Raw genomic sequence first — 13,167 nt, forward strand, 5'->3', positions numbered from 1 at the left:
TGAGGGTCTCACGCGGCCCTCGCCTCCGCCGCCGCCGCGCTGCGATAGGCGAGCGCCTCCGCGAGATGGATGCGCCCGACGGTCTCGGCGCCGTCGAGATCGGCTATGGTGCGGGCGACCCGCAGCACCCGGTGGTAGCCGCGCGCCGACAGCTTGAGCGCGTCCGCCGCGTCCCGCAGCAGCCGTCGCCCGGCGGCGTCGGCCTGCGCGATCTCCTCCAGCGCGCCGACGCCCACATGGGCGTTGAGCGGCGATCCGGCGATGCCCAGCGCCTCCGCCCGCGTCGCCTGCACGCGCCGCGCGGCGGCGACCCGCGCGGCGACCGTCGTGCTGTCCTCACTCGCCGCCGGCGCCATCAGGTCGGCGGCGGTGACCGCCGGCACGTCGAGCCGGATGTCGATGCGGTCGAGCAGCGGCCCGGAGATCCGCGACTGGTACTCCTGCGCGCAGCGGGGACCGCGCCGGCAGGCGTGGCCGCCCTCGCCGCCGCCGCAGCGGCAGGGGTTCATCGCCGCGACGAGCTGGAAGCGGGCGGGATAGGCGATGCGGTGGTTCGCCCGCGCGATCACCGCCTCGCCGCTTTCGAGCGGCTGGCGCAGCGCGTCGAGCGCCTGGGGGCTGAACTCCGGCAGTTCGTCGAGGAACAGCACGCCGTTGTGCGCGAGCGCGATCTCTCCCGGCCGCGGCCGGGCGCCGCCACCGACCAGCGCCGCCATCGAAGCGGAGTGGTGCGGGCTGCGGAACGGGCGACGGTCGCTCAAGCGCCCGCCGGCGAGCTCGCCCGCGACCGAGCGGATCATGGCGACCTCGAGCAGCTCGCGCGGCGAAAGCGGCGGCAGAAGGCCGGGCAGCCGGCTCGCCAGCATCGACTTGCCCGAGCCCGGAGAGCCTGAAAACAGCAGATTGTGCCCGCCGGCCGCCGCGATCTCGAGCGCCCGCTTCGCCGTCTCCTGGCCGCGCACGTCGCGGAGGTCGGGAGCCGCGGCGCCCGCCTCCGGCAGGCCGGGCCGGGGTCGCGCCAGCACCTGCACGCCCTTCAGATGGTTCGCGATCTGGATCAGCGAGCGCGGCGCGACGATGGGAAGGTCGGCGCTCGCCCAGGCGGCCTCCGCCCCGCAGGCCTCGGGGCAGATCAGCGCGTGGCCGCGGGCGTGGGCCGCGACCGCGGCCGGCAGGCAACCGGCGACCGCCGCGATCGTGCCGTCGAGCGCGAGCTCGCCGAGCACGGTGACGTCGGCGAGCGCGTCCTGCGGCACCGCGCCGAGCGCCGCCATCAGGCCGAGCGCGATCGGCAGGTCGAAATGGCTGCCCTCCTTGGGCAGGTCCGCCGGGGCGAGATTGACGGTGATGCGCCGAGGCGGCAGCGCGAGCCCTGACGCCACGAGCGCGGCGCGCACCCGCTCGCGGGCCTCGGTCACCGCCTTGTCGGGCAGCCCCACCACGTTAAAGGCCGGCATGCCGGGCGCGACCTGCACCTGGACGTCCACCGCCCGGGCCTCGACCCCCTCGAACGCGACCGTAGACACCCACGTGACCATGCCGCCCTCGTCCCCGCGCCATCCGCCGCACGCGATGGTAGCGAAAGCGCGACGGGCGTCAAGAACATTAAGGGAACATTGTCACGGCGCCCGCAGCACGTCCGTGCATTCGGCCGGCATGTCCTTCAGCGTCATCGGCGGCCGCGGCTTCGGCGGGACCTTCGGCGGCACGGGGAACAGGCGGCCGGGCGTGAACCACCAGTCCAGCGCCTTGCCGCAGCCATCGCCGGGCGCGACGTCGGCCTGCGGCTTGCAGGAGCTTTCGCCCGCGGGGCAGCCCAGCCGCACGTGGAAATGATAGTCGTGGCCCCACTGCGGGCGCACCTTCTGCACCCAGCCGCGGTCGCCGCGCGCGTCGCGGCAGATCGCCTTCTTGATCGCGGGATTGACCAGGATGCGCTCCACCTGCGGGTCGAGCGCCGCCGCGCGGATGACCTTGAGGTGGTCCGGCGTCCAGGCCGCGCCGACGTCGGTGCGGTCGGCCGCCACCACGTTGGTCGACATCATCGTCTCGCGCTGGGTCATGGTCATCTCGACCCGCGGCATCGGCCTGAGCCAGACGTCGACGTCCAGGCCGATCTGGTGGGAGGCGTGGCCCTTGAGCATCGGGCCGCCGCGCGGCTGGGACATGTCGCCGACGAGGATGCCGGGCCAGGCGGTCGTGTCCGCCACCCGCTTCGACAGCCGCTGGATGTAGGTGACGAGTTGGGCGCGGCCGTAGAAGCGGTTGCGCGAGGGCCGCATCACCTGCCAGGTCGGGCCGGAGAGCGGCAGCGCGTCGGCGCCGGCGAGGCATCCCTTGGAGTAGAAGCCGAGCGAACGGCCGCGGCCCTCGCTCGGGCGCGTCACCCGGCCGAACAGCTCCTTCGCGGGCGTCGTGGCGGTGATCGGCGGCATCGGCGGCAGCCGGAAGCCTTGGGGCGTGATGTCCTGCGCCCGCGCCGCGCCGCCGGACGCGATCAGAATGAGCGCCGCGGCCAGCGCCGCCCGCGGCGTCACAGCGCAGGCCCGGACAGGCGAGACTCGATCGCGTCCCAGGTCATGGCGGCGGCGTCCGGCCCGCCGAGCCGCTTCACCGCGCGGATGCCGGTGGGCGAGGTCACGTTGATCTCGGTCAGGTTGCCGTCGATGACGTCTATGCCCACGAAGATCAGCCCCCGCCGCTTCAGCTCCGGCCCGAGCGTCTCGCAGATCTCGCGCTCCCGCGGCGACAGCTCCGTCGCCGTCGCGGCTCCGCCGCGCACCATGTTGGAGCGCAGATCGCCCTTCGCCGGCACCCGGTTCACTGCGCCTGCGAACGCGCCGTCCACCAGCAGGATGCGCTTGTCGCCCTCCGAGACCTTCGGCAGGAACTTCTGCACCATCCAGGGCTCGCGGAAGCTCGTCGAGAAGAAGTCCACCAGCGAGCCGTAGTTGAGGTCATCGGCGGTCAGACGGAACACGGCGGCGCCGCCGTTGCCATAGAGCGGCTTGACCACGATGTCGCCGTGCGCGGCGCGGAAGGCGTCGATCTCGGCCTTGTCACGCGTCACCAGCGTCGGCGGCATCAGCTGCGGGAAGTCGAGGACGAAGATCTTTTCCGGCGCGTTGCGCACATGGGCCGGGTCGTTCACCACCAGCGTCTTCGGGTGGATGCGCTCCAGCATGTGGGTGGTGGTGACATAGGCCATGTCGAAGGGCGGGTCCTGCCGCAGCAGGACGACGTCGGCCTCCGCGCCGAGCGAAAGCCGCCGCTCCTCGCCGAGCGTGACATGGTCGCCGGCCACGTCGCGCACCTCCGCCGGGCGGACGCGCGCCGTCACCTCGCCGGCGCTCTGGGACAGCTTGTCGGGCGTGTAGACCAGGAGCGAATGCCCTCGTCTCTGCGCCTCCAGCATCAGCGCGAAGGTCGAATCGCCAGCGATGTTGATTCGCTCGATCGGGTCCATCTGCACGGCGACGCGAAGCGACATGGGGCCAAGATCCGCTTGGAGAAGAACTACCAGCCGAAGGCGTTCGGCAGCCGTCTGGGCAGGCGCCCCGGCGCGACGAGGACGAGGTCGAACGTCACGACATATCCGGCATAAGCGGGCCGGCGCGCAAGAAAGGCTTCGGCGCCGCGGCGGATGCGCGCCTGCTGGCGGGGCGTCAGTGCCTCGACGCCGCGATCGAAGTCGCCGCGGGCCTTCACCTCGACGAAAGCGATGGTGCGGCCGCGCCGGGCGATGAGGTCGACCTCCCCCGGGCCCTCGGCGTAGCGGTGGGCGAGGATGCGCCAGCCCTGCAGCCGCAGCAGCCACGCGGCCTTGGTCTCGGCCGACAGGCCCCGGCGGAAGGCGGCGAGACGCTTCGGCGCGGCGGCCAAGCCCGTCACCCGGCCGTCTGCGCGAGTTCGAGCGCGCGGGCGTAGACCTCCCGGCGCTTGAGGCCGGTGGCGGCGGCGACCTCCGCCACCGCGTCCTTGAGCGAGACGCGCGCGAGCGCGGCGGCGAGCAGGGCGTCGAGTTCGCCGCCTTCAAGCGGCGCCTCCTCCTCCGGCGGGCCGATCACCAGCACGATCTCGCCCTTTGGGTCGGGCTCGTTCGCGAGCGCGCCTGCGAGCTCCGGCAGGGTCGCGCGGCGGACCTGCTCGAACCGCTTGGTCAGTTCGCGGGCGAGCGCCGCCGGGCGGGGTCCGAGCCCTTCGGCGAGGTCGGCGAGCGCTTCCGCGACGCGCGGCCCGGTCTCGAACAGCACCAGCGTGCCGGGCACGCGCGCGATCTCCGCGATGCGGGCGCGCCGGGCGGCCTGCTTAGGCGGAAGAAAGCCTTCGAAGAAGAAGCGGTCGGTCGGCATCCCCGCCAGCACCAGCGCGGTCAGCACCGCGGACGGCCCGGGCAGATGGGTGACGTGGAGCCCCTCCGCCGCGCAGTCGCGCACCAGCTTGAAGCCGGGGTCGGAGATCAGCGGGGTGCCGGCGTCGCTGACGAGCGCGAGCCGGTCGCCGGCGGCGAGCCGCGCCAGAATCTTTGGGCGCATCTCGGAGGCGTTGTGCTCGTGATAGGCGATCAGCCGCGCGCCGATGCCGTAATGGCTCATGAGCTTGGCGGTGACGCGGGTGTCCTCGCACAGCACCGCGTCGGCGGCGGCCAGCGTCTCGAGAGCGCGCAGGGTGATGTCGGCGAGCGTGCCGATCGGCGTCGCGACGATGTGAAGGCCGGGCGCGAGCGGCGGCGCGACCAGCCGCGCGCCGGCCACGAGGTAGCCTCGGGCGCGATCCGGTTCGGCGGCGTCAGGTGCGTCAGGCATGGAGCCCGGCCGCGCGACCCTTGGCATGGCGGGACTCGTCGGTTACCAACGAACGAAGTCTATCGGCGGAGCGCGTCGGCGGAAAGTCGCCGCTTCGTTTCAATCCGCCGGAGGCGACTCGGGGCAATCGGCGAGTCGGGCGGCGTGTTGGGGGCGCCCGGCCGAACGACGGTGGCGAACATGACAATCGACCTGAGGCCTGTCGGCCGCGCCCTCCTGCTGTGGGGCGCGACACTTGCGCTCGCCGGCTGCGCCGGCGGCATGGGGGACGGAGACGGCGGCGTCGATCCGCTGCAGGGCGTGCCGACGCCGCAGGTGACGTCGGAACCGCTCGCGCAGCCGGAGGTGGTGGGACAAGGCGGGGTCAAGGTGGCGCTGGTGCTGCCGACCTCGGCGTCCGGCAACGCCGGCGCCGCCGCGCAGTCCATGAAGAACGCCGCCGAACTCGCGCTTTCGGAGTTCAACCAGCCCGACATCCAGCTTGTGGTGAAGGACGACCGCGGCTCGGCGCAGGGCGCGCAGGCGGCGGTGAACGAAGCGACCGACGAGGGCGCCAAGCTCGTGATCGGCCCGCTGTTCGCCCATTCGGTGCAGGGCGCGGGCCAGGCGGCGCGCGGACGCGGCGTGCCGCTGATCGGGTTCTCGACCGACGCCAACGTCGCCTCGCGCGGCGTCTATCTACTCAGCTTCCTGCCGGAATCCGACGTGCAGCGCGTGGTCAGCTACGCCGTCGCGCAGGGCAAGCGCTCCTTCGCCGCGCTGCTGCCGGAGAACGGCTACGGCGCCGTCGCCGAGGCCGCGTTCCAGCAGGCGGTGTCGCGCGCCGGCGGCCGCGTGGTCGCGATCGAGCGCTACCCGGCCGACCGCGCCAAGATGCCGGAGCCGGTGGCCCGCGTATCGAGCGCTCTGAACCAGGCCGACGCGCTGTTCATCCCCGACGGCGCCGACAACATCCCGACGCTCGTCGGGCTGCTGGCCTCGAACGGCGTCAACACCAAGCGGGTGCAGTTGCTCGGCACGGGCCTGTGGGACGATCCGGCGCTCGCCCGCGACGCGAGCCTCGCCGGCGCGTGGTTCGCCGCGCCGGACAGCGCGGGCTTCCGGTCCTTCGCGCAGCGCTACCGCGCCAAATACGGCTCGGAGCCGGTCCGCACCGCGTCGCTCGCCTACGACGCCACCTCGCTGGTCGCGGCGATCGTGAAGATGCAGGGCGCGGCCGGGCTGACCGACCAGACCTTCACCAACCCATCCGGCTTCTCGGGCGTCGACGGCGTGTTCCGCTTCCGCAACGACGGCGTCAACGAGCGCGGGCTCGCGGTCTATCGGATCCAGCCGGGCGGCGCGACGGTGATCAGCCCGGCGTCCCGAAGCTTCGACGGCCAGACCGCCCAGGCGAATTGACCGAGGAGAGGCGGGCTCCTATGTCATAGGCCTCCGGCATATGGCAGGAGCGGACGGTGGCGGAAGCTCGTGACGCCAAGGTTTTCAGGAACGGCCGCAGCCGGGCGGTCCGCATTCCCGCGGACTGGGATCGGTTCGGCGACGTCGTCACGCTTCGGGCGGTCGGCGACACCGTGGTGATCGAACCGAAGCGGCGCAAGGATCTGCTGGAGTTTTTGGACAGCCTCGAGCCGCTGGACGAGGACTTCCCGGAGATCGAGGACCTTCCGCCGAAGCCTGTCGAGCTGTGACACGCTATCTCCTGGACACCAACTCGCTGTCGGACATGCTGCGCCGGCCTCGCGGGCCGGTACGAACGACGATCCAGCGCCGTGGGCTCACGACGCGCGTTCTCACGAGCATCATCGTAGCTGCGGCGCTCCGGTTCGGAGCGGAGAAAAAGAAGAGCGACAAGCTGGCCGCCGATGTCGAAGGACTGCTGGAGACCATGACGGTCGCGCCCTTCGAATCTCCCGCCGAGACGCGCTACGCCTTGCTTCGCGCGCGACTCGAACGCGCAGGCGCGCCGATCGGCGGCAACGACATGCTGATCGCCGCCCACGCGCTCGCGCTAGGCTGCGTGCTCGTCACCGACAATGTCGGCGAATTCTCCCGCGTGCCGGACCTGCGCGTGGAAAACTGGCTGCGCTGACGCCGTCGCGCCTCAGCCCGCGAGGTCGGCGACAACGGCGTCGAGCACAGGGAACCCTGCGCGGGTGACGCGCAGGCGGTCGCGGCCGACGCGCTCCACCATTCCGTCCATCATCAGGTCGTCGATGCGGCGGGCGTCGAGCCTGCGGCCGGACAGCCTGTGGAAGCGGGCGAGGTCGATGCCTTCCGCAAGGCGAAGCCCCATCACCAGGAACTCGTCGGCCTGCGCCTCGGCGCTCAGCGCCTCGTCGACCACCACGCCATGGCCGTCGGCCTCGACGGCGGCGGCCCAGAGCTCCGGGTTGCGTTCGGTCGCGAGCTCCCGGCGCACGCCGTCCACCACCAGCCGGCCATGGGCGCCGGGGCCGACGCCGGCATATTCGCCGTAGCGCCAGTAGACGAGGTTGTGCCGGCTTTCGGCGCCGGCGCGGGCGTGGTTGGAGATCTCGTAGGCCGGCATTCCGGCGCGCTCCGTCACCTCCTGCGTCACGTCCCAGAGCGCGCGAGACGTCTCCTCGTCCGGCGTCTTGAGCTTGCCGGCGGCGTAGAGCGCATGGAAGGCCGTGCCTTCCTCGATCGTGAGCTGGTAGAGCGACAGGTGCTCCGGCGCATGCGCCAGCGCCCCGGCCAGCTCCGCGCGCCATGCCTCCGGCGTCTGGTTCGGGCGGGCGTAGATGAGATCGAACGAGGCGCGCGGGAAGATCGAGACGGCGAGCCGCACCGCCTCCAGCGCCTCATCCACTGTGTGCAGCCGGCCGAGGGCCGCGAGATCGGCCGCGTTCAGCGCCTGCACGCCGAGCGAGACGCGGTTGACGCCCGCGGCGCGGTAGCCGCGGAAGCGCTCGGCCTCGACGCTGGTCGGGTTGGCCTCGAGCGTGACCTCGACGCCGGGATCGACGGCCCAGGCTTCGTTGATCGCGTCCAGCACCCCGCCCACCGTTTCGGGCTTCATCAGCGAAGGCGTTCCGCCGCCGAAGAAGATCGAGCCCACCGTGCGCCCCGGCGCAAGCGCCGCCATATGCGCGATCTCGCGCCGGAAGGCCGCGAGGTAGCGGTCCTGGTCGATCTCGGCCCGCCGGACATGGCTGTTGAAGTCGCAGTACGGGCATTTGGCCGCGCAGAACGGCCAGTGCACGTAGACGCCGAAGCCAGGCTCGGTCATCGCGGCGGGCCTTCGGGATAGAGCGCCGCCATCAGCTCGCCGAAGGCGCGGGCGCGGTGGGAAAGCCCGGTCGCGCGGCCCGCGCCGTCCCAGACCACGCCGTGCTTCTCGTCCGAGGCCATCTCGCCGAAGGTGCGGTCAAACCCGTCCGGCTGGAACATTGGATCGTAGCCGAAGCCGAGCGTCCCGCGCGGCGGCCACACGATCACGCCATGCACGGCGCCTTCGACGTCGAGCCCGTCGCCATCGGGCGTGGCGAGGCAGAGCGCCGCGACGAAGGCCGCCCGCCGCTGCTCAGGGCTGGTCGCGCCGCGGTCCTGCAGGTCCTCCTCGACGCGAGCCATGGCGCCGGCGAAGTCCTTGTCCGGCCCGGCCCAGCGCGCGGAGAAGATGCCCGGCGCGCCCCACAGCGCCTGCACCGCGAGCCCGCTGTCGTCGGCGAGCGCAGGAAGTCCGGAGAGCGCCGCGGCGGTCTCGGCTTTGATGCGCGCGTTCTCGGCGTAGGTCGTGCCGGTCTCCTCGGGCTCCGGCAGGCCGAGCTCGCCTGCGGACACCACCTCGAGCCCGAACGGCGCGAGCAGTTCGCGGAACTCCGCGAGCTTGCCCGCATTGTGGGTCGCGATCACGAGCCGCGCGCCGAGCGCGGGAGCCTGGCCGGTCATGCGTTCCTCCGGCGCGGTCGCGCCCTGTCTTCAGGCCGTGGCGAGCTTCTGCAGTTCGACGAGTTTGGCGCAGCCCGACTTCGCGAGCCCAAGCAGTTCGATGAGTTCGGCTTCCGAGAACGGCGCGCCCTCGGCCGTGCCCTGAATCTCGACGATGCCGCCGGACCCCGTCAGCACGAAATTGGCGTCGGTCTCGGCCTCCGAATCCTCGGCGTAATCGAGGTCGAGCACCGGCTGGCCGCGGAAGATCCCGCACGACACCGCCGCGACATGGTCCTTCAGCGCCGGGCCTTTCAGCATGTCGCGCGCCTTCATCCAGGCGAGGCAGTCGTGGAGCGCGACCCAGGCGCCGGTGATGGAGGCGGTGCGGGTGCCCCCGTCGGCCTGCAGCACGTCGCAGTCCACCGTGATCTGGCGCTCGCCGAGCATCTTCAGGTCGACGACGGCGCGGAGCGAGCGGCCGATGAGGCGCTGGATCTCCTGCGTGCGGCCGGAAGGTTTGCCGCTCGTCACCTCGCGGCGGGTGCGCTCATGGGTGGCGCGCGGCAGCATGGCGTATTCGGCGGTGACCCAGCCGCGGCCCTGTCCGCGCAGCCAGCCCGGCGCCTTGTCCTCGAGCGAGGCGCAGCACAGCACGTGGGTCTCGCCGAACTTCACGAGGCACGAGCCCTCCGCGTAGCGCGCGACCGCCCGCTCGATCGAGACGGGGCGCATCGCGTCGGGTGCGCGCTTGGACGGGCGGATGGACATGGAGGGCCTTAACAAAAGTGTAAGATGCGCGCCTTTCTGCCCGCGCCGCGCCCGGGCCGCAAGCGCCTCGGCGCTTGATCGCGCGGCCGCTTACCGGAAAAGTGACGTCCTGCGAGGTGATGTCCCGATGTCGATCGAACGACCCATCCTGCCGGAGGCGCCTGTGGGCCTCGCCCAGCTCGACGAGCGCTCCCGCGACATTTTCCGCCGCATCGTCGACAGCTACCTGACGACGGGCGAGCCGCTTGGCTCGCGCAACGTCTCGCGGCTGCTGTCGGTGTCGTTGTCGCCGGCTTCCGTCCGCAACGTCATGGCGGACCTCGAGGCGCTGGGGCTGATCTACGCGCCCCACACCAGCGCAGGAAGGCTGCCGACCCAGTTCGGGCTGCGCTTCTTCGTCGACGCGATGCTGGAGATCGGCGACCTGCGGCCCGAGGACCGGTCCGCGATCGAGCGGCAGGTGCGGGCGACGAGCGCCTCTCGCACGGTCGAGGACGTTCTGACCGACGCCTCCGCGCTGCTGTCCGGCCTGTCGCGCGGCGCGGGCGTGGTGGTCGCGACCAAGCAGGACCCCGCGATCAAGCACATGGAGTTCGTGCCGCTGGAGCCGCAGCGCGCGCTCGCCGTCCTCGTCGGCGAGGACGGCTCGGTCGAGAACCGCATCGTGCCCCTGCCGCAGGGCCTGCCGGCTTCGGCGCTGACGGAGGCGGCGAACTTCCTCAACGCACGCATGCGCGGCCGCACGCTCGGCGAGGCCCGTTCCGCGGTCGAGGAGGCGGTCGCCTCCGCCAAGCAGGAGCTCGACGAGCTTTCGGCGGACGTGGTGGCGGCGGGCCTCGCGAGCTGGGCCGGCGCTTCGGCCGACCACCCGCGGCAGCTCATCGTGCGCGGTCAGGCCAACCTGCTCGAAGACCTGAAGGCGCTTGAGGACCTCGAACGCATCCGTCTGCTGCTCGATGACCTCGAGGCCAAGCAGGACGTCATCGAGCTGCTCGGCCGGGCGGAGACCGCGGACGGCGTGCGCATCTTCATCGGCTCGGAGAACAAGCTGTTCTCGCTCTCCGGCTCGTCCATGATCGCGGCGCCGTTCCGCGACGGCGACCAGAAGATCGTGGGCGTGCTTGGCGTCATCGGCCCGACGCGGCTGAACTACGCCCGCATCGTGCCGATGGTGGACTACACCGCCAAGGTGGTCGGGCGCCTGCTCAAGCAGGGGTGACGGCGCGCCGTCACTGCATCTTCGGCTCGGGCATCTCGCGCACGTTAAGGGTGCGGCCCATGCCGAGGTCGATGTCGCCGGGCTTGTACTTCGCGTCGCACGCGCCGGTGCGTCGCGCCTCGATCGTGGTCTGCTGGCTCTGCGGACCGCCCGGCGCGACGTTCTTGAGCCCGCCCGGCGCGTTCGAGCCGCTCATGGTGACGCTGGTCTTCATGGTGTAGGCGCTGTCGAAGTCGCCGGTCACGACGCTGCGCGACTCGGTTCGCATGTCGCCCAGCTGGCAGACGCTCTCAAGCACGAGCGCGTCGCCGTCCTTCGACTGCTCCTGCCGCGAGCACATCGAGGAGGCCATGCCGCCGAAGCGCTGGTTGAGCAGCTTGTCGGTCTCCTCGTCGAGACACATGAGGATCACCTGCGGCGGCATCGCCGCCGTGTCGACCGCGATCTTCATCTCCCATTGGCCGGGCTTGCGGGGCGGAAGGTCGAAGCCGGCGGCGGCCGACGGAGACGCCGCGAGGGCGGCGAGCAGGGCGAGAGCGATGCGCATCAGGGGGCCTTTGCCAAAAGTTCCCGTTTCATCGCGCGCACCATACGCTCGGGAGACCCGGCGGCAACGCCCAATAAGGCGCATAAGGTTCAGAGCAGCGTCGGCCCGTCACCGCTCGACGGCAGGCGGGCGCGGCGGGACGCGCCGGCGCCCGTCTCCAACCGTCGCAGGCTCCAGGCGATCTTCGGCGCGCCCCGCAACGGCGCCCGGATCACGATCTGCTCGGTCCGGCGCGGACCATGCGCGCCCGAGAGGTGCACGCTCTCCTCGAGCTCGGCGGTGGCGTCGACCGCGGCGAACAGCCAGCCGGCGCCGCTCGCGAGCGCCAGCACGACGCCCTGACCGTCCTGGGTGACGCTCGCCCGCACCGAAGGATGCAGATGGAACCGCAGCGCGACCTTGGCCTCCGGCGTTTTCGCGCCCTCCGCCGTCCGGAACGCGTCCTCGCCGTCGAGCCGGTCGCCGTCGGCCGAGAGCCGCAGCGAGCGGTCGTGCCAGAGGCCGAAGCGCGCGCGGTAGCCGTCATGGCTTGCGACCAGCCGCACGCCACCGTCGTCGCGCTCTCGCCGCGAGGTCGGGGCCCGCGGCCCGGCCAGGATCAGCGGCCCGATCAGTCGCCTCAGGAGCGGCGAACGCGCGAACCGGCAGGACGAGGTGTCGTCGATCACCGCGGTCGAATGGGCGGCGGTCGCGCGCGACGCGTCCCAGCGCTCGCGGCCGTGGCGGGGAACGCCGCAGTTGACGATGATCTGCTCGGTCCCCGACGAGAACTCGAACGCGAGCGCGCCGGCGTGCGCGGTCGCCGACAGTGGCGGGGGCGGCGGCGCGCCGACGTCGGCGACGAGCAGGGCCTCGCCCGCCGCCACGCGCTGGTAGCCGGAATGCGGAGCGTCCTCCAGCGGCGCGCCGCGCGCGTCGTCATAGGCGAGCACGGTCGCGATCAGGTCGCCTTGCGCCGGACCCGCGCCGTTGAACTGGACGAAGTCGCCGTCGCCATGCCGGAAGAACCGCAGCATCGGCATGGCGCGGTCGATCGCGTTCAGCAGCGCCTGCGGCGGCGCGACGCCGCGCACCGCGAAGGCCTGGCGCAGCGGCAGCAGGTCGAGCAGGATCTCGACCAGCGCCGCCGGGTTGCGGCCGACATGGCCGCCATCCGCGAGGATCTGACGGTCGAGCTCCTCGGCGAGCTGGCGCGCGGCGGTCTTGAGCAGGCGGTTCTCGCCGGCGAGGCAGAGCCCGGCGTAGGTCAGGGCGCAATCGGCCGCGAGACGCGGCAGACCGTCGTCGGCGACCGCGCGCAGCCGTCCGAGCTGCCGCGTCTGCCGCGCGAGGCTGCGAAGGAAGCGGCGGTAGAACGCGCGGTCGGCGCCGTCGAGGATGAGCGGCGAGTGGCAGAGCCACGCGATCAGCCGGCGCGCCGCCACATGGGGCGCGCGCGCCACGGCGGCGTGGCGCCCGCCGCGCAGGCCGATCCATTCGTCCACCAGCGCGCGGGCGTTGGCGCGGGCGAGCGTGGTGTCGGCGGCGCGCAGATGCCTCAGCCAGCCGAAGCCGTGCAGCGCCTCGGCCCAACCGTCCGACGGCGCGTCGGACTGGAACGGCGACCCTCCGCGCACGTCCACCGTCTTGCCCGCGAACACGTAGAGCCCGGCGTAGATCTCGCCGGCCCGCGTCGGGTCGGAGGTGCGCAGGTCCTGCGGCGCGATGACGAGCTTGTCGGGGGTGCGGCCGGCGGCGCGGAACGGGGCGGTTGTCAGCGCCGCGAAGCGGCGCCACGCCACGCGCGCGCCTTCCGCGGCGACGAAGCGCGCGAGGCGCGTCTTCTCCCCGAGCGCCCCCCCGCTCATGCCTCACGCGCCTCCTTTACGCACCACGCCCGACGCCGCGCCGATGACATCACGAAAATGTCGCACACCGGGCGAGCGCTGTCG

General features: G+C 72.4%; 14 protein-coding genes. 4 read left to right on the plus strand and 10 right to left on the minus strand.

All coding sequences use genetic code 11. The features are described 5' to 3' along the window. Positions 1-8 precede the first annotated feature (8 nt). The 5 genes from PKE78_RS05090 to rsmI form a co-directional block, all read right to left on the minus strand. Positions 9-1,538: a YifB family Mg chelatase-like AAA ATPase gene (locus tag PKE78_RS05090; RefSeq protein ID WP_271199744.1), complete on the minus strand. Its 1,530-nt coding sequence runs from the start codon at positions 1,536-1,538 to the stop codon at positions 9-11. An 81-nt stretch (positions 1,539-1,619) separates the two neighbouring features. After that, the gene (gene mepA / locus PKE78_RS05095; protein ID WP_271199745.1) at positions 1,620-2,537 is read right to left on the minus strand and encodes a penicillin-insensitive murein endopeptidase; all 918 of its coding nucleotides are present in this window, start codon (positions 2,535-2,537) and stop codon (positions 1,620-1,622) included. After that, positions 2,534-3,490, minus strand: a complete 957-nt coding sequence (gene gshB, locus PKE78_RS05100) for a glutathione synthase (RefSeq protein WP_271199746.1) — start codon at positions 3,488-3,490, stop codon at positions 2,534-2,536. The genes mepA and gshB overlap by 4 nt, the downstream gene beginning before the upstream one ends. Positions 3,491-3,516: 26 nt before the next feature. Then, complete coding sequence (locus tag PKE78_RS05105; protein ID WP_271199747.1) at positions 3,517-3,882, minus strand: YraN family protein; 366 nt, start codon at positions 3,880-3,882, stop codon at positions 3,517-3,519. Between the two features lie 5 nt (positions 3,883-3,887). Further along, entirely contained in the window at positions 3,888-4,805 is a 918-nt protein-coding gene (gene rsmI, locus PKE78_RS05110) for a 16S rRNA (cytidine(1402)-2'-O)-methyltransferase (protein WP_271199748.1), read from the minus strand. A 180-nt stretch (positions 4,806-4,985) separates the two neighbouring features. Between rsmI and PKE78_RS05115 the strand changes: the two genes are divergently transcribed. Genes PKE78_RS05115 through PKE78_RS05125 form a run of 3 tightly spaced genes read left to right on the plus strand, consistent with a single transcriptional unit; the run spans position 4,986 to position 6,897 of the window. Continuing rightward, complete coding sequence (locus PKE78_RS05115; RefSeq protein WP_271199749.1) at positions 4,986-6,206, plus strand: penicillin-binding protein activator; 1,221 nt, start codon at positions 4,986-4,988, stop codon at positions 6,204-6,206. Between the two features lie 56 nt (positions 6,207-6,262). Further along, positions 6,263-6,496, plus strand: coding sequence for an antitoxin (locus PKE78_RS05120; RefSeq protein WP_271199750.1), 234 nt, complete (start codon positions 6,263-6,265; stop codon positions 6,494-6,496). After that, positions 6,493-6,897 (plus strand): type II toxin-antitoxin system VapC family toxin, encoded by a 405-nt coding sequence (locus tag PKE78_RS05125; RefSeq protein ID WP_271199751.1) that lies wholly within the window; start codon positions 6,493-6,495, stop codon positions 6,895-6,897. The genes PKE78_RS05120 and PKE78_RS05125 overlap by 4 nt, the downstream gene beginning before the upstream one ends. A gap of 12 nt (positions 6,898-6,909) precedes the next feature. Here PKE78_RS05125 and hemW read toward each other — a convergent pair whose 3' ends face one another. Genes hemW through rph form a run of 3 tightly spaced genes read right to left on the minus strand, consistent with a single transcriptional unit; the run spans position 6,910 to position 9,464 of the window. Continuing rightward, complete coding sequence (hemW, locus tag PKE78_RS05130; protein ID WP_271199752.1) at positions 6,910-8,058, minus strand: radical SAM family heme chaperone HemW; 1,149 nt, start codon at positions 8,056-8,058, stop codon at positions 6,910-6,912. Beyond that, complete coding sequence (gene rdgB, locus PKE78_RS05135; protein ID WP_271199753.1) at positions 8,055-8,720, minus strand: RdgB/HAM1 family non-canonical purine NTP pyrophosphatase; 666 nt, start codon at positions 8,718-8,720, stop codon at positions 8,055-8,057. The genes hemW and rdgB overlap by 4 nt, the downstream gene beginning before the upstream one ends. 30 nt (positions 8,721-8,750) lie before the next feature. Continuing rightward, on the minus strand, positions 8,751-9,464 hold the full coding sequence (gene rph / locus PKE78_RS05140; RefSeq protein ID WP_271200074.1) for a ribonuclease PH: 714 nt from the start codon (positions 9,462-9,464) through the stop codon (positions 8,751-8,753). A 133-nt stretch (positions 9,465-9,597) separates the two neighbouring features. Between rph and hrcA the strand changes: the two genes are divergently transcribed. Then, entirely contained in the window at positions 9,598-10,689 is a 1,092-nt protein-coding gene (gene hrcA / locus PKE78_RS05145; RefSeq protein ID WP_271199754.1) for a heat-inducible transcriptional repressor HrcA, read from the plus strand. 10 nt (positions 10,690-10,699) lie between these two features. Here hrcA and PKE78_RS05150 read toward each other — a convergent pair whose 3' ends face one another. Further along, positions 10,700-11,236, minus strand: coding sequence for a DUF3617 domain-containing protein (locus PKE78_RS05150; protein WP_271199755.1), 537 nt, complete (start codon positions 11,234-11,236; stop codon positions 10,700-10,702). 89 nt (positions 11,237-11,325) lie between these two features. Continuing rightward, complete coding sequence (locus PKE78_RS05155) at positions 11,326-13,083, minus strand: heparinase II/III family protein (RefSeq protein WP_271199756.1); 1,758 nt, start codon at positions 13,081-13,083, stop codon at positions 11,326-11,328. Between the last annotated feature and the right edge of the window lie 84 nt (positions 13,084-13,167).

It is taken from the genome of Methylopila turkensis (genome assembly GCF_027922325.1).
Classification (GTDB): domain Bacteria; phylum Pseudomonadota; class Alphaproteobacteria; order Rhizobiales; family Methylopilaceae; genus Methylopila; species Methylopila turkensis.